Here is a 22,693-nt window from a genome sequence, read left to right as displayed (position 1 = left end):
ATGTTTGCACGGGAGGTGCATCATGGTCCGTTCTGTCACTCTTGCCGCTGTTACCTTGGCCCTGGCCTATGCTGCACCCGCCCTGGCGCACCATCCGATGGGTGGTGTCACGCCATCGACGCTGAGCGAAGGTCTGCTGTCCGGCTTTGGTCATCCGATCCTCGGCTTCGATCATTTCGTCTTCATTCTCGCAGCCGGCCTGCTGGCGGCGCCGCGGGCGCGCGGCCTGCTTCTGCCGCTCGCCTTCGTGGTTGGCTCCTTTGCCGGCTCGCTGCTGCATCTGGGCAGCATCACCATCCCCGGCGGCGAATATCTGATCGCCGGTTCGGTTATCCTGCTTGGTTTCCTGCTGCTCAGCCCGCGCGCCATCAATGACGGCCTGTTCGCCGCGATCCTGGCGGTCGCCGGCCTGCTGCATGGCCATGCGCTGGCGGAAGCCATCTTCGGTGCCGAAGCTACCCCGCTGGTGGCCTATCTCGCCGGCCTGGCGGTGACGCAGTATCTGATCGCCGCGGCGGTTGTGCTGGCGTGGCGCAAGATCACCGTCATCAACAGCCTGCCGCAGTTCAACCGCATTGCCGGTGCTGGCGTGGCGGCGGTTGGCGCGGTGTTCCTGGCGCTCAATATCGCCGGCTGAGTGCCAGCGGATCGCTAATTTGTTACAGGGCGGGCGGCAGATCACACTGCCGCCCGCCCTTGACTTACCCGGCGCGCATTGCTATTTCGCTTAGGCAACCGGCCCATCTTCTTTCGGGCTGGCGCCGTTCTGGCACCCCTTCCGCACGATTTCGAATACCAGTCCATGATGCGGAATCTGCGCGGGCGGCTCTCGACATCCCCCTTCACTGGCTGCTGCTCCACCCTGGAGCCGGCGCCCAAATCTCCCAAACACATCCGCTCTAGCCTGAGTCCGCGAGTCCGTCGATGAATCTCCAGGAACTGAAAACCAAATCCCCCACCGACCTGCTCGCCTTTGCCGAAGAGCTGCAGATCGAGAACGCATCCACCCTGCGCAAGCAGGACATGATGTTCGCGATCCTCAAGCAGCTGGCCGACAAGGAAGTCGAGATCACCGGCGAGGGCGTGCTGGAAGTGCTGCAGGATGGCTTCGGCTTCCTGCGTTCCGCCCAGGCCAACTACCTGCCGGGCCCCGATGACATCTATGTCAGCCCCAACCAGATCCGCCGCTTTGGCCTGCGCACCGGCGACACCATCGAGGGCACCATCCGTGCGCCGAAGGACGGCGAGCGTTACTTCGCCCTGCTCAAGGTCAACACGATCAATTACGAAGACCCCGAGCAGAGCCGGCACAAGGTCCATTTCGACAACCTGACGCCGCTGTATCCGACCGAGCGCCTGAAGATGGAGCTGCCGGCGGTGGAGGAAGAGGCGCCGGCTGCGGCCGCACCTGCCGTCAAGGGTTCGACGCTGAAGAGCCGCAGTGGCAGCGCCAAGGTCGAAAAGATCATTTCCGGCGGCCCCAAGCGCGATGTTTCGGCCCGCGTCATCGACCTGATCTCGCCGCAGGGCAAGGGCCAGCGCGCCCTGATCGTGGCGCCGCCGCGTACCGGCAAGACGATGCTGCTGCAGAATATCGCGCATGCCATCAGCCACAATCACCCGGAAGTCTACCTGATTGTTCTGCTGATCGACGAACGCCCGGAAGAAGTGACCGACATGCAGCGCACGGTGAAGGGCGAGGTGATTTCCTCCACCTTCGACGAGCCGGCAAGCCGCCATGTGCAGGTCACCGAAATGGTGCTGGAAAAGGCCAAGCGCCTGGTCGAGCACAAGCGCGATGTCGTCATCCTGCTCGACTCGATCACGCGCCTGGCCCGCGCCTACAACACCGTGGTGCCGTCGTCGGGCAAGGTGCTGACCGGCGGTGTGGATGCCAACGCGCTGCAGCGCCCGAAGCGCTTCTTCGGTGCCGCCCGCAATATCGAAGAGGGTGGCTCGCTCACCATCATCGCCACCGCGCTGATCGAAACCGGCTCGCGCATGGACGAAGTGATCTTCGAAGAGTTCAAGGGCACCGGCAACTCGGAAATCATTCTCGACCGCAAGCTGTCGGACAAGCGCACCTTCCCGGCCATCGACATCACCAAGTCGGGCACCCGCAAGGAAGAGCTGCTGGTCGACAAGGGCGTGCTGGCCAAGATGTGGGTGCTGCGCCGCATCCTCATGCCGATGGGCGGCCAGGATGCGATGGAATTCCTGCTCGACAAGATCAAGCACAGCAAGAGCAACGCCGATTTCTTCGATTCGATGAATACGTAAGATCCGGCTTACACGGACCGATCGCGGCGGGCGGGGCACAATCCCCGCCCGTTGGCGTTTTGCGCCATGGTTCCGCCGCTTTGGCGCTATAGTTGGTATCGGGAAACGTCCGCCATAAGGAGAACCGCGATGCAACGCATTCTGTTGACGACCGCCCTGTCGTCTTTCCTCGCCCTTACGACTGCCACGGCCTTTGCCGCCGAAAAGAGTATCGACATCATGGCGATCAGCGCCACCGGGACTGGCGCCAAGATCGGCACCGTGATGGCCAAAGACAGCAAGCATGGCCTGGTGCTGACGCCCAGCCTCACCGGCCTCAACCCGCCGGGCCCGCATGGCTTCCATGTGCATGAAAAGCCCGATTGCGGCCCCGGTCCGGGCGCGAACAATGCGCCGGCCGCCGGCATGGCCGCCGGCGGGCATTACGATCCGATGAAGACCGGCAAGCATCATGGCCCGCATGGCAAGGGTGGCCACAAGGGCGACCTGCCGCCGCTGGTGGTCAATGGCGACGGCACTGCCACGCTGCCGGTGATTGCGCCGCAGCTGAAGGTGAAGGATCTGGCCGGCAAGGCGCTGATGATCCATGCCGGCGGTGACAATTACGACGATACGCCGGCCCCGCTGGGCGGCGGCGGCCCTCGCATTGCCTGCGGCGTCATCAAGTAACCGGGACAGGCATGGAGACAGGCGCAGACTGGCTGGTGTTTGCCCGCGATCCGCAGAGCGGCACCGAAGCCGTGCGCGCCTGTTTCCATGCCCATGCCTATGACCCGCATTTCCACGACCAGGTGCTGGTCGGCATCACCGAGCAGGGCGTGCAGCAGTTCCGCTGCCGGCGCGCCATCCATTGCAGCACGCCGGGGCGGCTGATCTTCTTCGAGCCCGGCGACACCCATGATGGCGAGGCGCGCGAGCCCGACGGCTTTATCTACACGATGCTGTATTTCGATCCGTGCTGGCTGCGCGATGCCGCCGCGCTGTATACCGGCCGCGCGCCCGCCGACACGATCTTTCACTTTCCGCGCACGCTGGATGACGATGCCGGGCTCGCCTTTGCAGTGCGCGCCGCGCGCCAGCAGATCGCAGCCCCCGACAGCCGCATGGCGCGCGAGGCGGCGCTGGATGCCGTGGTCGCCCGGCTGGCGCAGCGGTTTGCCGGCAGCGCCGATCGTCAGTATCGGGCGCCACGGGCCGCCCGGCTGGCCCGCGACGCCATGGATGCGGGTTTCGACCGCGATCTCGGCCTCGATGACCTGGCCAGCGCTGCCGGTACCGACCGCTTCCGCCTGACGCGCGCCTTCTCGGCCGCCTATGGCCTGTCGCCGCATGCCTATCTGGTGCAGCGGCGGCTTAATCACGCCCGTCGTCTGCTGGCCGACGGCAGCATGCCGGCCGATGTGGCGGCGGCCACCGGCTTTGCCGACCAGAGCCATCTGGGGCGCTGGTTCCGCCGTGCCTATGGCATGACGCCGGCGGCCTATCGCCGGCTCTGCACAAATCTTCCAGACCCGGCCACGGCCTGACGGGCAGTCTTCCCGGCGTTCGATAACGCAAGAGGACCGCCTGTGTTCACCACCAAGATCGCCATTGTCGTGCGCGAGGATCTGGCGCCGTGGCAGAAACTGAATGTCACCGCTTTCCTGTCCAGCGGCATCGCAGCATCCGTGCCGGCCTGTATCGGCGAAGCCTATGTCGATGCGTCCGGCCGCCGCTACACCGCGCTCTGCGGCCAACCGATCCTGGTGTTTGCCGCCACGCTTGCCGAGTTACAGAAAGCCCATGACCGCGCCTGCGCCCAGGATGTGATCATCGCGCCCTATGTGGAGGCGATGTTTGCCACCGGGCATGATGCGGCCAACCGCGCGGTGTTTGCCGAAGGTGATGTGACAGCACAGACTTGGGCAGGCCTGGCCTTCCATGGCGAGCGCAAGGCGGTCGACAAGGCCGTGAAGAGCCTGAAGCTGCATCCCTGAGAGCGCCTAGATCTCCGGATTGAAGAAGTCGGCGGCCAGCAGGATCATGTCGATGCTCGCGCCGTCGCTGCTGAGCGGCAGGCGCAGGATTTCATAATCATGCGTGCGGTTGTCGATCAGCATGTCGAGCCGTTCGACCAGCGGCAGGCGGCGCTGCAGCACTTCGGCATAGGCCTTGGCGACATGCTGCCGATAGGCCGGCTCCGGCAGGTCGTCCAGCCAGCGTCCGGTCGGATCATAGCCAAAGCGCTGCACCGCGCGCGTGCCGACCAGGCGGAAGCGATAGCGCGGTCCGTCCGGTCCGTGCACCACATCGACGAGCGAGATATTGCCAAGCAGCCAGGACAGATCGAGCGGATCGATATCCTGCCGGCCTGGCATGGCGCGGTCGCCACGCCGGGCCTGCCAATACTCCAGCAGGCGGCGCAGGCGCGGCCGCTGCACGATCTCGACGGTTGCTTCGATCTGTCCTGCCACGCTGCGCTCAGTCCCCGTTTCCCCAACCCGCCTAGAGCATGCAAAGCAAAGAGTGAAAAAAGCATGGGGGCGGCCAGATAAGACTTGTAACTGCAAATCATTCGCATATACTCATCGACATCGCGCTCCGGTGCGGTTCTTAAGTCGGCCTCGTCACTCTGCTGGTCGTGACGAGGTTTGTGGTCGGTCCGTCATTATGGGGCATTGGCGGGCCGACCCCGACTGAGCCAGCCAGCTTCCCTGTCCATCAGTCCAATCAGATCAATAGCTTGAACAGAGCTATGCTGTATCTGCGTGTGAGATATTCCCAGTTTGCATCATATACTGTGAAATAGACTTGACTTGGCGATACGGGTGTGGAATATAGGCATCATCCGGTCACGGCCGGATCGCGGGATTTGAAGGGCAGCTTGCGCCGCGCACCAACGCTAAAGCGCCACGACGTGGAGACACGCGTGGGCCCGATCTGAACTCGGAGACGACCCATGACCATCCGCACCCCCCGCTTCTGTTGTTGTCGCTGAACGCAGCCCGCCTGCCTTCATCTTTTCCCGCGACATGACTGCCAGCCCCGGCTGGCCAACGGAGCTATCCCATGAGTGAAGCCTATCTGATCGAGGCGGCCGGCGAGGCCGCCGGCCTGGTGATCCGCGAACGCGGCGGGTTCCGCTTCTTCGCCTCCACCCCGCAATTCTCCGCCATCGAGCAGCAGCTGTTCCGCCGCACCGCCGATGCGGAACGGGCCGCGCGCGTGTTGCAGCGTGCCGCCAACGATAACCAGCACAGCCGCGCCTGGAGGTAAGACCATGACCGATATCCAGCTGGAAGTTCCCATCCATGTGACGCATCACGACCGCGGTCGCCGTCTTGCACTCGGCAGCCGCCTGCAGGCGGCTTTCACGGCCTTCCTGGCGCCGGAACGCCTGAGCGCTGTGAGCCGCCAGGCGGTGAGCAACGACAACGCCATGGTGGCCTGGGCCGATCAGGCCACCTCGCTGACCGATCCGCTGGCACTGCCGCCCGACTGGCATGCGGGTGGCGATCTGCTGTCGCTCAGTTTCCTGCCGTTTGACCGTTGAGTGCCATGATCGACCTGCAAAACATCACCAAGCGCTTTGACGCCGAGTCCGGTTCGGTCGAGGCGCTGCGCCAGGTGTCGCTCACCGTGCAACAGGGCGAGATCTTCGGCGTGATCGGCCGCTCGGGCGCCGGCAAATCCACGCTGATCCGCGTCATCAACCTGCTGGAACGGCCCACCGAGGGCCGCGTGCTGGTCGCCGGCCGCGATCTGACGGCGCTGCCAGCCGCCGAGCTGCGCGCGGCACGCCGCGACACCGGCATGATCTTCCAGCATTTCAACCTGCTGTCGGCGCGCAACGTGTTCGACAATGTGGCGCTGCCGCTGGAACTGCGTGGCGAAAGCAAGGCCGGAATCCGCGCCAAGGTGACGCCGCTGCTCGATCTGGTCGGCCTGGCCGACAAGGCCGACCGCTATCCGGCGCAGCTGTCCGGCGGCCAGAAGCAGCGCGTCGGCATTGCGCGCGCGCTGGCCACCGATCCCAAGGTGCTGCTCTGCGACGAGGCGACCTCGGCGCTCGATCCGGAAACCACCGAACAGATCCTGAAGCTGATCAAGGATATCCGCGACCGCCTCAATCTGACGGTGGTGCTGATCACCCATGAGATGGCGGTGGTGAAGGAAATCGCCGACCGCGTCGCCGTGATGGAGCGCGGCCAGATCATCGAACAGGGCGCCACCTACGATGTCTTCACCCGGCCGCAGCATGCCACCACGCGCAGTTTCGTGGCCGACCTGATCGGCTTCGCCCTGCCGCCGGCGCTGCAGAAGCGGCTGGCCGCGCAGCCTGTCGCGAATGCGCGCCTGTGGCGCATCCTGTTCACCGGGCCCCATGCCGATGCGCCGGTGATCGCCGAGCTGTCGCGCAATCTCGGCCTCGATCTCAATATCCTGCATGGCCGGATCGATGAGATCCAGGGCCGCCCCTTCGGCGTCATGGTGGTGCAGGCGCGCGGCGACGACGCCAAGCTGCTCGCCGCCAAATCCTATCTGGCCAGCCGCCAGCTCATTGTTGAGGAACTTGAAGATGTCATCGCAATTGATCGCGCTGCTGTTTGACGGCCTGCTTGAAACCCTGGTGATGGTCGGGATTTCCGGCGCCATCGGGGCCGCCTTCGGCATCCCGCTCGGCGTGGTGCTGATCCTCACCGATCGCGGCGGCATCCTGCAGAATGTCGGGCTCAACCGCGTGCTCGGGCTGGTGGTCAATGCGGCGCGCTCCACGCCGTTCATCATTCTCATGGTCGCGGTGATCCCGTTCACGCGCCTGGTGGTCGGCACCTCCATCGGCACGGCCGCCGCCGTGGTGCCGCTCACGATTGCCGCCATTCCCTTCATCGCCCGCCTGGTGGAAACCGCGCTGCGCGAAGTGCCGGCCGGCCTCATTGAAGCCGCCGAGGCCATGGGCGCCACGCCGCTGCAGATCGTGGTGAAAGTGCTGCTGCCCGAGGCTCTGCCCGGCATCGTCGCCGGCCTCACCATCACGCTGGTCAGCCTGATCGGCTATTCCGCCATGGCCGGCGCGGTCGGCGGCGGCGGCCTGGGCGATATCGGCATCCGCTATGGCTACCAGCGCTTCCTGCCCGAGGTGATGCTCGCCGTCGTGCTGGTGCTGATCGTCTTCGTGCAGGGCGTGCAGTCGGCGGGCGACCGCCTGGTGCGCCGCCTCAGTCACCGTTGAATTTCAAAAAACCCGTCTCCCCACCAGAAAAGGAAACCATCATGTCTCTTACCCGTCGTTCGCTTGCCGCTCTCGCGCTCGCATCCTTCATCAGCCTGCCCGCTGTGGCCCAGGACAAGCCGATCAAGGTCGGCGTCACCGCCGGGCCCCATGCGGAAATCTTCGAGCAGGTGAAGAAGGTGGCCGAACGCGACGGCCTGAAGATCCAGATCGTCGAATTCAGCGACTATATCCAGCCCAATGCCGCGCTCAATGCTGGCGACCTCGACGTGAATTCCTACCAGCACCTGCCGTATCTGGAGGCGCAGGTGAAGGATCGCGGCTACAAGATTAGCCCTATCGGCTATACCGTGAACTTCCCGATGGGCGTCTATTCCAAGAAGGTGAAGGATCTCGGCGCGCTGCCCAGTGGCGCCCGCCTCGGCATCCCGAACGACCCCACCAATGGCGGCCGTGCCCTGCTGGTGCTGGAATCGGCCGGGCTGATCAAGCTGAAGAAAGATGCCGGCCTGAAGGCGACGCCGCTGGATATCACGGATAACCCGAAGAAGATCCGCATCGTCGAACTCGATGCCGCCCAGCTGCCGCGCGCGCTCGATGAGCTGGACGCCGCCGCGATCAACACCAACTACGCCATCCCCGCCGGCCTGTCGCCGGTGAAGGACGCCATCGCCACCGAAGGCGCCAAGGCGCCCTATGTGAACATTATCGCGGTGCGCACCCAGGACAAGGACAAGCCGGAATACGCCAAGCTGGTGAAGGCCTACCAGTCGCCGGAGGTGAAGGCCTTTGTCGAGCAGAAATACCAGAAGGCCGTCGTCACCAGCTGGTAAGCGGTTTTTAGATTACCGTCCGCGCAAGTCCTCCCCGGACGCAGGACGTGACGAAGCCCGTCGGTCGCAAGACCGGCGGGCTTTTTCATGTAAAGAGGGGCACTGACGTCATGCTGTTTCCGATATGCAATCGTTTGGTCGTGGCGTTGACTTTTAAGTTGGCGAAAAGAGTGACCTTCGCAGGGTTTATGGCGTGTGATTCGACCAGCTTGATCAATTCCAGATCGACCTGACGAATTAGTGAATCAATCTCTTTCGCACTCTGATCCTGCATGGCATTGCCATACCGTTCCACGAGGTCAGATCGCGTTTTGGCTACGTGTGACAGTGAGTTGATGACGCGTTGTAGGACTGGTGGCTCTGCGCCATATGCTTCATAGGCCCGAACGATTACCGACAGAAACGGGGCTGAATCCGGTTTGGATTTCATTGCTGCATAACGATCAGGAACCCCGCGCCTGCTTGACCAGCCGCACCAGTTCGACGCGGGCTTCCTCGGCCGTCGCAATCGTCTTGGCGAAACCGAGCCGCGCGACCTCGCCATCGCGCAACAAATCCGCGCCCTCGGCATCGATGCCGCAGAGGCTCCAGCCATCGCCGCTTTTGCCCAGCAGCTTCGTGGCATAGAGCTGCACGGCATCGGCATGGTCGGTGTTCATATGCTGCAGGATATCGGCTTCGGCCGCGGCCAGCGCCGCGCTGTCGCCGGCATAAAGATAGTCATCCAGCCAGTGGATCTTGCCGAAGCCGGCGACGATATGTGCGCGCTCGACATGGATTTTGTAAAACGCGAAATCGCCGAAGCCGGCATACATTTCGGCTGAAGGATGGCGGGCGAGGTAGCGGGCGCGGTGGCGCGGCTCGTCGGTTTTCTCGGCCATGCCGAGCAGGCTGACGCGCGGGCCGGTCAGCGGCTCAGACAATCCAACTGTTCCGTCGCAGAGCAGGCTGACGCGGTCGCTGGCCAGAATATTCTTGGTATGGTCGGCCAGCCGCGAGATCAGCAGCAGCGGCGCGGCATCATGGTCGAAGGCCACCAGCACCAGCGAGGCATAAGGTTGGTGCCCGGGATTGCCGGCCATGATGGTGGCGAGACTGGCGGTGCGGCAGGCGCGCGCCACCGCGCGGGCCTGCTGGGCGGGGGTTTTCGGGTCCATTAGAAGCGGTCCGGCCGGGCCACGTCCACAGCGGACGTGTAGACCACCGCCACCGCATCGGCGAAGCGGGTGTGGAAACCATCCAGCACGGCGGCTGCCACCGTCTCGCTGGCGATGGCGACAATCATCACATTGTCAAACGCGCGGGTGATGTCGTCGCCGCTGCGTTCGCCATGGCGCCCGCCGCCGATCACGCGCGGAAACACGCTCCAGCCCTTCACGCCCTGCTGGGCCAGCCAGTCGAGCACCGGCTTCTGCAGCGGCGCCTCGACGATGATCTCGATCTTCCTGCGCGGATGGGCCATGTGGTCAGTTCCCGAAAAGCCGCTGCGCCACGATCAGGTACAGCGGCAGGCCGATGGCGACATTGAAGGGGAAAGTGATCGCCAGCGCCAGTGTCACCGACAGCGAGGGATTGGCGGCCGGCAGCGCCAGGCGCATGGCCGCCGGCACGGCGATATAGCTGGCCGAGGCTGACAGCACCGCCAGCAGCATGGCGCCGCCGACCGAGAGGCCAAGGGCTGCTGCAGCCAGGAAGCCGCAGGCGGCACCGATCGGCGGCATCACCAGGCCGAACAGGATCAGCGCCCGGGGGAAGTGTTTGGCGGCACGGCCCTGGCGCACCGCCACCAGGCCCATATCGAGCAGGAAGATGCAGAGCGCGCCGTTGAACAGGTCGGCGACGAAGGGCTTGATCTTGGCCAGGCCGGCATCGCCGGTGATCCAGCCGATGATAAAGCCGCCGACCAGCAGCATCACCGAGCCGTTGACCAGCACCTCGCGCACCAGGGCGCCGCGCTCGCTGGCGCCATGCTGCATGCCCTGTTGCGTCTGGCGGCCGGCCAGCAGCAGGCCGATCAGGATCGCCGGGGTTTCCATCACCGCCGTCATGGCAACCAGATAGCCCTCATAGGGGATGTCGCGGCTGCGCAGGAATTCCGCCGCCGTCACGAAGGTGACGATGCTGATCGAGCCGTAATGGGCGGCGATGGCGGCGGCATTGATGCGTGGCTGGCGCCACACCCCGCGCAGCAGCGCAAAGGCCAGCACCGGCAGGGCCAGGCTGAGGGCGAGGGCGGCGACAATGGCGCCGACCAGGGCCCAGCCGCTGGCGCTGTGCATGGCGACGCCGCCCTTGAAGCCGATGGCAAACATCAGATAGATCGCCAGCGCCTTGGCGGCGCCCTCGGGGATTTCAAGATCGGAACGGAGGAAGGCCGCCACCGCGCCGAGCACGAAGGCGAGGATCATCGGCGACAACAGGTTGCCGGCGGCGAGGCTGAGAAGGTCGGTCATGGCGGCGGCAGCATGGCAAACCCGCCGCCATGACGGAAGAGGTAGGCCGCTACCGCATGGCAGTGGCGGGCTGGGCGGTCCAACCCATAAGCCGGGCCACTCCATAAACCGTCACCCTCGGGCTTGTCCCGAGGGTCCATCCCAGGCATCCACATCTCGGGAGCCCGCAGATGGACCCTCGGAATAAATCCGAGGGTGACGGTCTTTGTTGTGGTGTGACGATCTGTGTTGTAGGTGCCTTACGGCAGCAGCAGGGTCGAACCGGTGGTCTTGCGCGCTTCCAGATCGGCATGGGCGCGGGCGGCATCCTTCAGCGCATAGGTCTGCGGGATTTCCACCTTCACCTTGCCGCTCTTCACCACCGCGAACAGGTCGTTGGCCGATTTGACCAGATCGGCGCGTTTTGCCGTGTAGGTGACCAGCGTCGGCCGCGTGACATAGAGCGAGCCCTTGCCGGCCAGCGTGGTGATCTCGAACGGCGGCACCGGGCCGGATGCGTTGCCGAAGCTGACCATCAGGCCAAATGGTGACAGGCAGTCGAGCGAACCGGCCCAGGTGTCCTTGCCGACGCCGTCATACACCACCGGCACGCCGGCGCCCTTGGTGATCTCCTTCACGCGCTCGGCGAAGTTTTCCGTGCGGTAGTTGATGATATGGTCGTAGCCATGGGCCTTCGCCAGCTTGGCCTTGTCCTCGGTGCTCACCGTGCCGATCACGGTGGCGCCCAGCGCCTTGGCCCACTGGCCGAACAGCAGACCCACGCCGCCGGCGGCGGCATGGAACAGCACGGTATCGCCGGCCTTGATCTTGTAGGTGCGCTGAACCAGGTATTCCGTCGTCATGCCCTTCAGCATGATGGCGGCGGCGGTCTGGTCGCTGATGCCCTCGGGCAGCACCACCACGCGGTCGGCCTGCATCAGGCGTTCTTCCGAATACGAGCCGAGCGGCGCCGAGGCATAGGCGACGCGGTCGCCCACCTTGATATCGGCCACGCCGTCACCCACGGCGGTGACGGTGCCGGCACCTTCCATGCCAAGCGTGAGCGGCAGCGGCAGCTTGTACAGGCCGGTGCGGTGATAGGTGTCGATGTAGTTCAGGCCGGCGGCGGTGTTCTTCAGCCGGATCTGGCCGGCGCCGGGCGCGCCGACCTCGACCTCTTCCCACTTCATCACTTCGGGGCCGCCGGGGGCGTGCATGCGGATCGCGTGAACCATTGTGTGTTTTCCTATACGTCGCTCAGGACAGATGCTTCTTGAAGAAGTCGGCGCTGCGGCCATTGGCCAGATCGGCCGCCGCCTTGTCGTAATGCTCGCCGCCGACGCGGGCGAAGGCATGATCGTTGCCCTGGTATTCATGCAGGGTGATGGCGGGATTGGCGGCCACGGCGGCTTTCACCTTGGCCTGCGCATCCTTGGGCACGAACTTGTCCTCGGTGGCGCAATGCATCAGCAGCGGCTTCCTGATCTTGCCGACTTCACCCAGATGGTCGGCCAGCATGACGCCGTAATAGGCCACGGCGGCATCCACATCGCTGCGCGCCGCCATCAGGAAGGCGAGTCGGCCGCCGAGGCAGTATCCCACCGTGCCGACCTTGCCGCCGGTGAGCTTGCGCAGCACCGCCAGCGCGGATTTGAGGTCTTCCACGCCATTGTCGAGATTGAAGCCGCCGAACAGCGCAAAGGCCTTGTCCCATTCCGCCTTGGATTTGTCGGTGATGTCGACGCCGGGCTCCTGGCGCCAGAACAGGTCGGGGCAGAGTGCGACATAGCCCTGGCGGGCCAGATCGTCGCAGATGTCGCGCATCACCTGGTTGACGCCGAAGATCTCCTGGATGACCAGGATGCCGGGGCCTTTGCCAGACGCAGGTTCTGCCAGGTAACCGCTGAATGTGCCGCCATCATGGGCGTTGATCGTGATGGTCTTCGCCATTGCGCGTTCCTCCTGTGTGATATCGCCGGATATGTATGGCGCGGACTCTAGCGACTCCGCGCGCGGGCAATCAACCGCCGAGCGGCGGGATTCCGGCAGCCAGAACCATGTTCACGCTCTGGTTATCGTCCGACAGCGGCAGCACCAGGCCCTCGAAGCGGTAGCGCTGTTTTGCCGTCAACATGTCGCGGAACATGCGCAGCGGCTTGCGATGCACGACCGACCAGTCGATATAGCCGACCGCCGCGACACGGAATTCCGGATCGTCGAAATCCTCAGGGGTGCGGAAATCGGGTCCGAGATCGAACATCTGCTCGGTGCGACCACCGAGCACGCGCATGACGAAGCGGCCGGCACCCTGGCTGACATCGATCAGGTTGACCCAGCCGACGGCGGTGCGAAACTCGATGGGATCGATATCGCTGCGCGCGGGTGCGATGCGCTGTCCGCGCCGGCTCTCCCATGCGCCATAGAGCTGGCGCAGGATCGGGTGGTCGACACGATCCCTGGGATCGCCCATCTCCTCGATCGGCATATAGGGCAGATGTCCCAGATACTGCGTGGCTACCTGCACCGGCCCGCCTCCCATCCTGTTGGCACAGGATGTAGGGGACAATCGTCATAGGCAAGGGAAGACTAGAACAGACTGACCTGTTCGGAGGGCACATAGGCGCCTTCATGGCGCAGCAGCCAGCGCTTGGTGTCCAGCCCGCCCTTGCCGGAATAGCCGCCGGCATCGCCGCCGGCCGCCAGGATGCGGTGACAGGGGATGATCACCGGGATCGGGTTGGCGCCGCAGGCGCTGCCCACCGCCCGGGAATCCACCACGCCGCTGCCGATGGCGGTGGCGGCCTCGCCGTAGCTGCGGGTGCGGCCGGCCGGGATCGCCAGCATGAAATCCCACACCGCCTGCTGGAAGTCGGTGCCGGCCGGTTCCAGCGGCAGGTCGAAGCGGAATTTGCCGTCGCCGAAATAGGCCTCCAGTTGGCGCGCGGCCTCGGCCAGCAGGGCCTGGGCTTCTGCCGGCGTGTCGAGCGGCGCCGGTTTGGCGCCCCGGCCGCCCCAGTCCAGCTTGACGATGGCGGCCGTGGTGGCGGTCACGGTCAGCGAGCCCAGCGGGCTGGGCAGGGTGAGGCTGTAGGTTGCACGATTCTTCGACATGATTCAGAGGCTTGGCATGCGGTGTCGGTCTCGGGGTCCAAGGCTGGACTTGGGCGATCAGGCCACTATGGTTACGCCCAAATTCCACAATTCAATAGCATGGCCGCATCGGCCGGAGATATCCGCTTATGGCACAGTCATCTGAGACCGCACAGACGCCCGTCACCGTCCTGACCGGCTATCTGGGCGCCGGCAAGACCACGCTGCTGAACCGCATCCTGACCGAGAATCACGGCAAGAAATATGCCGTCATCATCAATGAATTCGGCGAGATCGGCATCGACAACGAGCTGGTGGTGGATGCCGACGAGGAAGTCTTCGAGATGAACAACGGCTGCATCTGCTGCACCGTGCGCGGCGACCTGATCCGCATCATCGAGGGCCTGTTCAAGCGCAAGGACCGGTTCGATGCCATCGTGGTGGAAACCACGGGCCTCGCCGATCCCGGCCCGGTGGCGCAGACCTTCTTCGTCGATGAAGACGTGTCGCGCCGGGCCCGGCTCGATTCGATCGTCACCGTGGTGGATGCCCGCCATCTGCCGGCGCGGCTGAAGGACAGCCGCGAGGCCGAGGAGCAGATCGCCTTTGCCGATGTGATCATACTGAACAAGACCGATCTGGTGACCCCGGCCGAGCTGGCCGAGGTGGAGCGCCGTATCCGCAGCGTCAACCAGTTTGCCCAGATCCATCATGCGACCAAATGCGACGTGGATCTCGCCAAGGTGCTGGATCGCGGCGCCTTCGATCTCAGCCGCATCCTCGACCTGGAACCCGATTTCCTGAAAAACAATCCGGCGCATGGCGAACATGGCCATGTGCATGACGAGCATTGCGACCATGACCATCATCATCACGGCCATAACCCGGCCCATGGCGAACCGGGCCATGTGCATGACGAGCATTGCGGGCATGATCACCATCATGACCATGGCGACAGCATCCACGACACCACGGTGAAAAGCGTGTCGCTGACCGTGGATACGCCGATCGATTCGCGCAAGTTCGATGCCTGGATCGGCGAGCTGCTGGCGACCCAAGGCCAGAATATCCTGCGCAGCAAGGGTATTCTCGACTTCAAGGGCAGCGACAAGCGCTTCGTCTTCCAGGCCGTGCATATGATCAAGGATGGCGACTTCCAGCGGCCCTGGCGCGCCGATGAAAAGCATGTCTCGCGGCTGGTGTTCATCGGCCGCGATCTAGACCGATCCGCCCTGCAGCAGGGCTTTGAGTCCTGCCGCGCCTGATGTCGAACCCCGTTAAAGCCGCGCCCGGCGCGCAGATCGGCTTCCGCGCCTATCTCTGGCAGTTCAAATCCGGCGTGGTGGCGGCCGCCTCTGCCGATGCCGCCGGCCATGCCGGCTTTGGCCTCGGCGATGGCTCGATCGCGCTGCGCCCGTTTGCCACGCCCGATGCCGATACCACGCGGCGCCTGGTGGCGCATCCCGATGCCGCACTGCTCTGCATGGCGGCCTCCCCCGATGGCCAGGGCTTCGTGTCGGGTGGCGATGACGGCAGGGTGATGCTCACCACCGTGGCCGGCGAGGGCAGCGAGCTTGCAGTCGTGCCGCGCAAATGGGTGGAGCATGTCGCGGTTTCCGAGGGCGGTATTGCCTATAGTGCCGGCAAGCGCGTCGGGCTGCTGAGTCCACAGGGCGCCCCGATTGCGGTTTTCGAGGATCATCCCAGCACGGTCACCGGCCTGGTCTTCAATCCGAAGGGCAAGCGCATTGCCGTGTCGCATTACGGCGGCGTGTCGCTGTGGTGGTGCAAGGCCGAGGCGCAGCCGACCAAGCGGCTGGCCTGGAAAAGCTCGCATGTCGCGGTCACCTGGTCGCCAGACGGAAAATTCGTCATGACGGCGACGCAGGAAAACGAAATGCATGGCTGGCGGCTGTCGGATAGTGCCGACATGCGCATGAGCGGGTATCCGAACAAGCCCAAGAGCCTCAGCTGGTCGAAGGACGGCCGCTGGCTTGCCACCTCGGGCGCCGAAGTGGTCGTGGTCTGGGATTGCAAGGGCAAAGGGCCGATGGGTTCGGCGCCGCTCGAACTCAGCCGCGGCGCCATTGTCACCACGGTGGCCTGTCATCCGCGCCATGGCCTGATCGCTTCGGGTGATGTGAACGGCCAGCTCAAGCTCGGCCGCATCAACGACCAGTCGAGCATCGATCTCGAGCGGCTGGGCGATGCACCGGTGACAGCGCTCAGCTGGAGTGCCGATGGGCGCTACCTGCTGGCCGGTGCCGAGGACGGTGCCGCCGGCATCCTGGATTTCGGTACGGCCTAGCGACTGACGCGTGCGGCCCGGGCGATGCGCAGCAGCGCGTCGCCGCAGGCCGCCGCCGCCGGCATGCCGGTGCTTTTCGCCATCAGTTCGGCATCGGTGAGGATTTCCAGCGCGCGCATCAGCCGGTCGCTGGACCACAGCTTGGTCTGGCGCTCGAAGCCGTCGCGCCGCGTCCAGTGCACACCCAGGCGCTGCGGGTCCATGCGATTGCCGGATTCACGTCCCGCCGCGGCCAGGTGCAGCTTCTGGCCATGCTTCTGTGCCACGCGCAGGATCGCCACCGGTGACTCGCCGGCGCCCTCGCAGCGGGTCAGGGCATCGGTCAGCAGATTGAAATCGCCACCGAAGGCGGCAAAGGCAGCATCGTCGAGAAACAGCGTCGAGCTGTCGCCGATCACGGCCTCGCAGTCTTCCAGGCTGATCGGCGTGGCATCCTCGCCCTTGTACAGCAGCAGCTTGGCGATCTCGCCGCGGGTGATCATGCGATCGGCGCCCAGATTGTCCAGCAGATAGGCCATGGCTTCCGGCGCGATCTTCTTGCCGGCTTCCTTGACCATGTCTTCGGCCAGGCCCTGCAGGACGCGCTGGTCGTCGGCATAGCAGCCGAGGGCGACGGCGATATTCGAGTCCTCAAAGGCGACCCGCAGCGAGGATCGTGCGGTGAGTTCGCCGGCCTCGACCACGATCAGCGCATCGCCGGCCGGGGCGTCGAAGAAACCGGCAAACAGCTTGCCGTTGCGGTCGCCGGCGCCGGAGATCATCACCACGCGGCGACCGCCGGTCAGGGCCATGGCCGCCGCCTCATCGGCCAGGCGGGCAGGATCGTCCTGCAACTGCGCGCCGGTCAGGGTGGCGACACGGAAGGGATCGTTGAGATCTTCGCAGGCGCTTCTGGCGATGGCCTTGGCGCGCTCGCGGATCAGGCCGGCATCGCTGCCGAACAGCAGGACGGCGCGGATATCAGGGCGAGGCCGCTTGACGAAGCCTTCGACCTCGCGCGCTGCCAGCTTCATGACTTGGTCTGGCGCTGCTGCTGGCGGTCGAAGAAATTGCCCAGCCGCAGCCGGATCTGCTCGGCCGCATCGCGCAGGGCGCGCTCGCGGGCATTCTTCTCGCTCACGAGATTGGCATAGTCTGCCTGTGTCACGTTGTAGGAGGCTTGGCTGGTCGCCGCCAGGGAGAACACCACTGTGCCGCCCTGGTAATCGCGCAGATAGCAGGACACCGACAATTGCAGATTGTTGCGGGTGATTTCCTCGCTGCGCGTCACGAAGACAGAGCCAACCGCTTCGGTGATGCGGTATTCCAGCAGATAGCTCGGCCGATCCGGCGCGCCATGCGGGGTCAGCATATCAAGCAGGTGATTGCGCAGCTGCTGACTGACGCGGTCTTCCGGCTGCGCGATGGCGATCTGGGCAAACTGCGGCACCGTATCGCTGTCATTATTCTGCCGGTATAGCGGCTTGAAGCCGCAGCCTGATACCACAGCCGCCAGCAGGGCCGCGCAGAGGATGGTGCGGGATAGCCTAGACCACGACATTGACGATCCGGTTCGGGACGACGATCACCTTGCGCGCCGGCTTGCCGTCCATGGCGCGCACGACATTGTCGTTGGCCAGCGCGAGTTGCTCAAGCGCAGCCTGATCCATGTCGCGTGCAACTTCAATGGTGGCGCGCAGCTTGCCCGAGACCTGCACGGCAATCGTCACCGTCTCGTCGCGGGCCAGGTCGGCATCGGCCACCGGCCAGGGCTGCTCCAGCAGCATGCCGTCATGGCCGAGCGCCTGCCAGATTTCCTCTGCCAGATGCGGCACCATGGGGCCGATCAGCTTGGCCAGGGCTTCGAGCGCCTCGCGGCGGGCCCAGGCGGTCGCGGCATCATCTCCCTTGGTCGCCTCCAACAGGTTGGCGAATTCATGGATGCGGGCGACGGCCTTGTTGAAGTGAAACTGCTCCAGATCCTGGGTCAGCGCGGCGACTGTCTTATGCAAGGCGCGACGCAGGTCGAGGGCCGTTTCAGGCCATTCTGCCGGCATGGCGGCTGCCTTGGCCGCAATCGGGCCGCGCGGCTCCGCGATCAGACGCCACAGGCGCTGGGTGAAGCGCCAGGCACCTTCGACACCGGATTCACTCCATTCCAGATCGCGTTCCGGGGGACTGTCAGACAGCATGAACCAGCGCGCGGTATCGGCGCCGTAGGTATCGATGATCAGGCCGGGGTCGATGACGTTTTTCTTCGATTTCGACATCTTTTCGGTGCGGCCGACCGTCACCGGTTCGCCGGTGACAATATGCACGGTCTTGGTGCCGTCTTTTTTCACCTCGGTCGGCTGCAGCCAGACGCCGGAGGCATCCTTATAGGTCTCGTGGCAGACCATGCCCTGGGTGAACAGGCCGGCGAAAGGTTCGCCGCTCGGCAGCGAGACATGGCTGGTGTCACGCAATGCGCGGGTGAAGAAGCGCGAATAGAGCAGATGCAGGATGGCATGCTCGATGCCACCAATATACTGATCGACCGGCAGCCAGTAATCGACCTCCTCCTGCACCATCGGCACATCGGCACGCGGGCTGCAGAAGCGGGCGAAATACCAGGACGAGTCGACAAAGGTATCGCAGGTATCGGTTTCGCGCCGGGCCGCCTTGCCGCAGGTCGGGCAGTTCACGTGCTTCCAGGTCGGATGATGATCCAGCGGGTTGCCCGGCTTGTCGAAGGTGACGTCGTCGGGCAGTTGCACCGGCAGGTCGGCGTCCGAGACCGGCACGATGCCGCAGCTCTCGCAATGGATCACCGGGATCGGGCAACCCCAATAGCGCTGGCGCGATACACCCCAGTCACGCAGGCGGAAAGTGACGGTACCCTCGCCGATCTTCAGCTCTTCCAGTTTTTTGATCGCGGTGCGCTTGGCAGCCGTGACATCGAGGCCATTGAGGAAACCGGAATTGATTGCGATCGTGCCGTCAGTTTCGGTAAAGGCTTCGGTGCCGATCTCGATGGTGGCTTCCCCCTTCGGCGCAACAACCGCCTTCACCGGCAGATCATATTTGCGGGCGAAATCCAGATCGCGCTGGTCGTGACCGGGGCAGCCGAAAATGGCGCCGGTGCCGTATTCCATCAACACGAAATTCGCCACATAGACTGGCAGGGTCCAGGCCGGATCGAAAGGATGCAGGGCTTCGACCGGGATGCGGTAGCCCTTCTTCTCGGCCTTTTCCAGTTCGGCTTCCGCCGTGCCGGTCTGGCGGCATTCCTCGATGAAGGCAGCGAGCTTGGCATCGCTCTTCGCCATTTCGGCGGCCAGTGGATGATCGGCGGCAATCGCGACGAAACTGGCGCCATACAGCGTGTCCGGGCGCGTTGAGTAGACCTCGATGGTGTCGGCGCGATCTTTCAGCGCGAAGGCAAAGCGTGCGCCTTCTGATTTGCCGATCCAGTTCTGCTGCATCAGCTTGACGCGCTCGGGCCAGCGCTCCAACCCGGTCTGCAGTGTATCGAGCAAGTCATCTGCATAAGCAGTGATCTTGAGGAACCATTGCGACAGCTTGCGTCGCTCGACGATTGCACCGGAGCGCCAGCCGCGACCATCGATCACTTGCTCGTTGGCGAGCACGGTGTGATCCACCGGATCCCAGTTGACGAAACTTTCCTTGCGATAGATCAGGTCGGCTTTGAGGAAATCCAGGAACAGCTTCTGCTGATACTTGTAGTAGCCTGGATGACAGGTCGCGAGTTCGCGGCTCCAGTCGAGCGACAGGCCCATGCGCTGCAGCTCGGCGCGCATGTTGGCAATGTTGTCGTAGGTCCAGGCAGCGGGATGAACCTTCTTCTCCTGGGCGGCATTCTCTGCCGGCAGGCCGAAGGCATCCCAGCCCATCGGGTGCAGCACGTTGAAGCCCCGCGCCCGTTTGTAACGGGCGACGACATCGCCCAGCGTGTAATTGCGGACATGGCCCATATGGATGCGTCCCGACGGATAGGGAAACATCTCGAGCACGTAATATTTAGGACGCTTGGGATCGGCTTCAGCGCGGAAGGCCTGTCGTTCGTTCCAGACAGCCTGCCACTTGGTCTCGACCGCCTTGGCATTATAGCGGGACATAAACGGTTCCGATGTTAGACGACGACGGGGGTGGCCGAAGCCGGCGACTGTTCCTGTTTGGGATCAGCGCCGTGCCTCAGCTTCCATGCGGAATTCGCGCGCACGCTGCAGGATCGCATTTTCCATGCTGATGGCTGTGTTCGGTGCGGCAGCCTGATCAGCCCAGTTATCGCCCTGCCGCACCTGGCGGAAGACGGCAACGCGCAAACCGTCGGCGCGCAAGGCGCGATCAAGGATGTAAACCGTCACCTTGAAACGCTCGCCCGGTGTTTGCGGGGGGGTATACCAGTCGGTGATGATGACGCCGCCAAAAGGATCGGCAGAGACCAGCGGCATGAAGGAAACCGTGTCGAGCGTGGCGCGCCACAGGAAGCTGTTGACGCCAATGCCGCCGCCGCCGGTGCCATCGTCCTTTTTATTGTTGCCGAACAGGTTCAGGCCGCCAGAGCCCCAGATCGTTTGCCGGTCTGCGTTTGGCGACGGGTCGTAGCTGTTGCCGTAACCCTTCTCCGGATAATAGGTCTGAGTCTGGCCGTCGCCTTCGGCGGCACAGCCGGTCAATGCAAGCAGGGCCGTGGCCATGGCCAGGCCGGCCCAGCGAGTCCGGATCGGACGATAAACAGCCATTGCGGCCAACCTCCTAAAATACTCGAGCGCGCTGGATACCACGAATTGGCTTTTCAGGCCAATCGCCGGCTAGCTTCGGACATGGGTTGAAACAGGATTGTATCGATCGCGGCCGGCACAGGACTAGACTGGGTTTTCGGCGTAACGATTTGGAATAAAAGGGAATATGCCTTATTTTAGCTGCTGCCCCGCGATAAACTGCTCGAGACGGGCCTTGGCCTCGGCGATGACCGGATGCCATGTGCCCGCTCTTTGCTGTCTCAACAGGGTCAGGCTGCTATACCAGGGCGAGCGCTCGGTATCACGGAACCAGTACCATTGCAGGCCATAAGTTGCCGGCAGTAGCACCAGGCTGGGCACGCCGAGCGCCCCGGCAATATGGGCCGCGGTGTTGCTCACGGTGATGACCATGTCCATGGCCGCGATCTGGGCTGCCGCAGGGTCGGTGGGGCCGAGCGGATTCACGCTGCTGTCATGCAGGATATCGATGCCAAATTTGGTTCGCATCTCGGCCAGGGCCGGCTGTGTATACCCATATTGCAGGTTTACGAAGGTGATCCCCGGGGTCTGCAGGATCGGCAGCCAGTCAGACAGGGCTGTCGATTTCTGCCGCGCGCGGGACGCCTTGCCGCTGTCCCATGAAATCCCGACTAGGAGATTGCCGGGCTGGCGGCTCTGATAGCGCTGCCGGAGATTGTCGCGAAGGCTTGGGTCGGGCTGCAAATAGGCACCCTGGTTGCCGAAACTGGCCGAATCGGGGCGCAGCAGGGCCGTCAGGTCTGCCAAGGGCATCTGTAGCCCGATGCCGGGCAGGTCTGCCCGTGTGACTGTGTTGATGTCCTTGACTTGCAGATCAGGGAAGCGGCGCTGGAAAAGCGGAATATTTCTCGAATTACAGCCGAAAATAAAGTCAAAGCCAGCCTTGCGGGCCTCTGGCAGTACGCTCGCGAGCAGGATTTCGTCGCCGATTCCCTGCTCGGTCCAGAGCCAGAAGGGTTTTGTTGGCCGTGTTCCGGGTGCAAGGGGAGGCAATCCCAGGTCGCGACGCGGTGTATTCCAGGCGGTCGGCGGTAAACGCCAGCGTGCGCCATAATAAGACCAGCCTTCCTCGAAGCGGCCATAGCTGAGGCAGACCAAGGCCCGCATCCACAGGATTTCAGGTGCCGGATTCTGCGCGATGAGCTGTCGGCTCAGGTCGTCAAAGCTTTCCCACTCCCCAGCCTGTGCCAGGGTGATCGCCAGGTTGAGACCGACACCGGCATCATGTGGATAATCTTTGTGGGATTCTCTTAATACTAGAATTGATTTATTAATATCCCCATTTTCATTCAGTATCGTCGCGTAATCAATTCTTGCAGATAGTAATTCCTTATTTTTTTCAATCAATAATTGTAGATCGCATAATCCCTCGTCGACATTCCCAAGCCGGAATTTACAGACCGCCAGCAGATGCAACAGGGGGGGGTGGTTGGGTTTCAGCGGTTTTAAAGCGGTCAAAAGGACGCGGGCAGGGGCGTATTGCCCCTGGTCGTATAATGCGATTGCGTCACGCCACATCCGGGCGGGATCCTGCTTCATGACCGACCTCAATCGAGCCTTGCTTCTCAATAGAATGCCCACTCCCGACTGCCAAGTGCGGTGTGGCGCATTGGCAACACAGCGGGCAAAAGCGCGCGGCAAGCGGTTGCTTAAATTGACACTTGCGCCGGCGTAATGGCTACATGACTGCGGTCATTCAGCCCCTGCAGGCTGTTTGCTCATTGCTAGTGACTAGCACGTCAACCCTTAATCCCGGTGGGAGAGGAAAAGTGGAA

General features: G+C 63.7%; 26 protein-coding genes. 12 read left to right on the top strand and 14 right to left on the bottom strand.

Annotated features, from left to right (window positions below; genetic code table 11):
• The first annotated feature begins 22 nt into the window (after positions 1-22).
• From AAG821_RS12315 to AAG821_RS12295, 5 genes are all read left to right on the top strand, one after another.
• Positions 23-637 carry a HupE/UreJ family protein gene (locus AAG821_RS12315; protein WP_341912658.1) on the top strand — a complete coding sequence of 205 codons (615 nt, stop codon included), beginning with the start codon at positions 23-25 and terminating at the stop codon, positions 635-637.
• A gap of 287 nt (positions 638-924) precedes the next feature.
• Positions 925-2,280 (top strand): transcription termination factor Rho, encoded by a 1,356-nt coding sequence (rho, locus tag AAG821_RS12310; RefSeq protein ID WP_341897160.1) that lies wholly within the window; start codon positions 925-927, stop codon positions 2,278-2,280.
• 129 nt (positions 2,281-2,409) lie between these two features.
• Positions 2,410-2,949 (top strand): superoxide dismutase [Cu-Zn] SodC, encoded by a 540-nt coding sequence (gene sodC, locus AAG821_RS12305; protein ID WP_341912657.1) that lies wholly within the window; start codon positions 2,410-2,412, stop codon positions 2,947-2,949.
• A gap of 11 nt (positions 2,950-2,960) precedes the next feature.
• Positions 2,961-3,806 carry an AraC family transcriptional regulator gene (locus AAG821_RS12300; protein ID WP_341912655.1) on the top strand — a complete coding sequence of 282 codons (846 nt, stop codon included), beginning with the start codon at positions 2,961-2,963 and terminating at the stop codon, positions 3,804-3,806.
• A gap of 42 nt (positions 3,807-3,848) precedes the next feature.
• The gene (locus AAG821_RS12295; protein WP_341912653.1) at positions 3,849-4,256 is read left to right on the top strand and encodes a DUF2000 family protein; all 408 of its coding nucleotides are present in this window, start codon (positions 3,849-3,851) and stop codon (positions 4,254-4,256) included.
• A 6-nt stretch (positions 4,257-4,262) separates the two neighbouring features.
• Here the strand turns inward: AAG821_RS12295 and AAG821_RS12290 are convergent, their stop codons facing one another.
• Complete coding sequence (locus AAG821_RS12290; RefSeq protein WP_341912651.1) at positions 4,263-4,733, bottom strand: PAS domain-containing protein; 471 nt, start codon at positions 4,731-4,733, stop codon at positions 4,263-4,265.
• A 595-nt stretch (positions 4,734-5,328) separates the two neighbouring features.
• Between AAG821_RS12290 and AAG821_RS12285 the strand changes: the two genes are divergently transcribed.
• From AAG821_RS12285 to AAG821_RS12265, 5 genes are read left to right on the top strand one after another with little or no spacing between them, the layout of a single operon-like run.
• Complete coding sequence (locus tag AAG821_RS12285; protein WP_341912649.1) at positions 5,329-5,535, top strand: hypothetical protein; 207 nt, start codon at positions 5,329-5,331, stop codon at positions 5,533-5,535.
• Between the two features lie 4 nt (positions 5,536-5,539).
• Positions 5,540-5,812: a hypothetical protein gene (locus AAG821_RS12280; protein ID WP_341912647.1), complete on the top strand. Its 273-nt coding sequence runs from the start codon at positions 5,540-5,542 to the stop codon at positions 5,810-5,812.
• 5 nt (positions 5,813-5,817) lie between these two features.
• On the top strand, positions 5,818-6,870 hold the full coding sequence (locus tag AAG821_RS12275; RefSeq protein WP_341912646.1) for a methionine ABC transporter ATP-binding protein: 1,053 nt from the start codon (positions 5,818-5,820) through the stop codon (positions 6,868-6,870).
• The gene (locus AAG821_RS12270) at positions 6,839-7,492 is read left to right on the top strand and encodes a methionine ABC transporter permease (RefSeq protein ID WP_341912645.1); all 654 of its coding nucleotides are present in this window, start codon (positions 6,839-6,841) and stop codon (positions 7,490-7,492) included. Before AAG821_RS12275 ends, AAG821_RS12270 begins: the two co-directional genes overlap by 32 nt.
• Positions 7,493-7,533: 41 nt before the next feature.
• The gene (locus tag AAG821_RS12265) at positions 7,534-8,325 is read left to right on the top strand and encodes a MetQ/NlpA family ABC transporter substrate-binding protein (protein ID WP_341912643.1); all 792 of its coding nucleotides are present in this window, start codon (positions 7,534-7,536) and stop codon (positions 8,323-8,325) included.
• Between the two features lie 85 nt (positions 8,326-8,410).
• Here the strand turns inward: AAG821_RS12265 and AAG821_RS12260 are convergent, their stop codons facing one another.
• The 8 genes from AAG821_RS12260 to AAG821_RS12225 form a co-directional block, all read right to left on the bottom strand.
• A complete protein-coding gene (locus AAG821_RS12260; protein WP_341912642.1) occupies positions 8,411-8,755 on the bottom strand; it encodes a hypothetical protein in 345 nt (114 codons plus the stop codon).
• Between the two features lie 13 nt (positions 8,756-8,768).
• Positions 8,769-9,482 (bottom strand): DUF2470 domain-containing protein, encoded by a 714-nt coding sequence (locus tag AAG821_RS12255; RefSeq protein ID WP_341912640.1) that lies wholly within the window; start codon positions 9,480-9,482, stop codon positions 8,769-8,771.
• Complete coding sequence (locus tag AAG821_RS12250) at positions 9,482-9,787, bottom strand: hypothetical protein (RefSeq protein ID WP_341912638.1); 306 nt, start codon at positions 9,785-9,787, stop codon at positions 9,482-9,484. Before AAG821_RS12250 ends, AAG821_RS12255 begins: the two co-directional genes overlap by 1 nt.
• A gap of 4 nt (positions 9,788-9,791) precedes the next feature.
• Positions 9,792-10,778 carry a sodium-dependent bicarbonate transport family permease gene (locus AAG821_RS12245; RefSeq protein WP_341912636.1) on the bottom strand — a complete coding sequence of 329 codons (987 nt, stop codon included), beginning with the start codon at positions 10,776-10,778 and terminating at the stop codon, positions 9,792-9,794.
• A gap of 239 nt (positions 10,779-11,017) precedes the next feature.
• Positions 11,018-11,992 (bottom strand): quinone oxidoreductase, encoded by a 975-nt coding sequence (locus tag AAG821_RS12240; RefSeq protein ID WP_341912634.1) that lies wholly within the window; start codon positions 11,990-11,992, stop codon positions 11,018-11,020.
• A gap of 22 nt (positions 11,993-12,014) precedes the next feature.
• Complete coding sequence (locus tag AAG821_RS12235; protein ID WP_341912632.1) at positions 12,015-12,707, bottom strand: dienelactone hydrolase family protein; 693 nt, start codon at positions 12,705-12,707, stop codon at positions 12,015-12,017.
• A gap of 70 nt (positions 12,708-12,777) precedes the next feature.
• Positions 12,778-13,281 (bottom strand): PAS domain-containing protein, encoded by a 504-nt coding sequence (locus AAG821_RS12230; RefSeq protein ID WP_341912630.1) that lies wholly within the window; start codon positions 13,279-13,281, stop codon positions 12,778-12,780.
• Positions 13,282-13,343: 62 nt separating this feature from the next.
• Positions 13,344-13,868: a methylated-DNA--[protein]-cysteine S-methyltransferase gene (locus AAG821_RS12225; protein ID WP_341912628.1), complete on the bottom strand. Its 525-nt coding sequence runs from the start codon at positions 13,866-13,868 to the stop codon at positions 13,344-13,346.
• Positions 13,869-13,996: 128 nt separating this feature from the next.
• On the opposite strand from AAG821_RS12225, the gene AAG821_RS12220 reads away from it, so the two are divergent.
• Positions 13,997-15,112: a GTP-binding protein gene (locus AAG821_RS12220; protein ID WP_341912626.1), complete on the top strand. Its 1,116-nt coding sequence runs from the start codon at positions 13,997-13,999 to the stop codon at positions 15,110-15,112.
• Positions 15,112-16,155: a WD40 repeat domain-containing protein gene (locus tag AAG821_RS12215; RefSeq protein WP_341912624.1), complete on the top strand. Its 1,044-nt coding sequence runs from the start codon at positions 15,112-15,114 to the stop codon at positions 16,153-16,155. The genes AAG821_RS12220 and AAG821_RS12215 overlap by 1 nt, the downstream gene beginning before the upstream one ends.
• On the opposite strand, the gene holA is transcribed toward AAG821_RS12215, so the two are convergent.
• The 5 genes from holA to AAG821_RS12190 form a co-directional block, all read right to left on the bottom strand.
• Entirely contained in the window at positions 16,152-17,168 is a 1,017-nt protein-coding gene (holA, locus tag AAG821_RS12210) for a DNA polymerase III subunit delta (RefSeq protein ID WP_341912622.1), read from the bottom strand. The genes AAG821_RS12215 and holA overlap by 4 nt on opposite strands.
• Positions 17,165-17,695 (bottom strand): LPS assembly lipoprotein LptE, encoded by a 531-nt coding sequence (gene lptE / locus AAG821_RS12205; RefSeq protein WP_341912620.1) that lies wholly within the window; start codon positions 17,693-17,695, stop codon positions 17,165-17,167. The genes holA and lptE overlap by 4 nt, the downstream gene beginning before the upstream one ends.
• Positions 17,682-20,252, bottom strand: coding sequence for a leucine--tRNA ligase (leuS, locus tag AAG821_RS12200; protein ID WP_341912618.1), 2,571 nt, complete (start codon positions 20,250-20,252; stop codon positions 17,682-17,684). The genes lptE and leuS overlap by 14 nt, the downstream gene beginning before the upstream one ends.
• Before the next feature lie 63 nt (positions 20,253-20,315).
• On the bottom strand, positions 20,316-20,879 hold the full coding sequence (locus AAG821_RS12195; RefSeq protein ID WP_341912616.1) for a DUF3576 domain-containing protein: 564 nt from the start codon (positions 20,877-20,879) through the stop codon (positions 20,316-20,318).
• A gap of 171 nt (positions 20,880-21,050) precedes the next feature.
• Entirely contained in the window at positions 21,051-22,457 is a 1,407-nt protein-coding gene (locus AAG821_RS12190) for a hypothetical protein (protein ID WP_341912614.1), read from the bottom strand.
• Positions 22,458-22,693 lie beyond the last annotated feature (236 nt).

This window comes from Ferrovibrio terrae (assembly GCF_943372915.1).
GTDB lineage: Bacteria > Pseudomonadota > Alphaproteobacteria > Ferrovibrionales > Ferrovibrionaceae > Ferrovibrio > Ferrovibrio terrae_A.
This window is presented reverse-complemented; position numbering and strand designations above follow the sequence as displayed.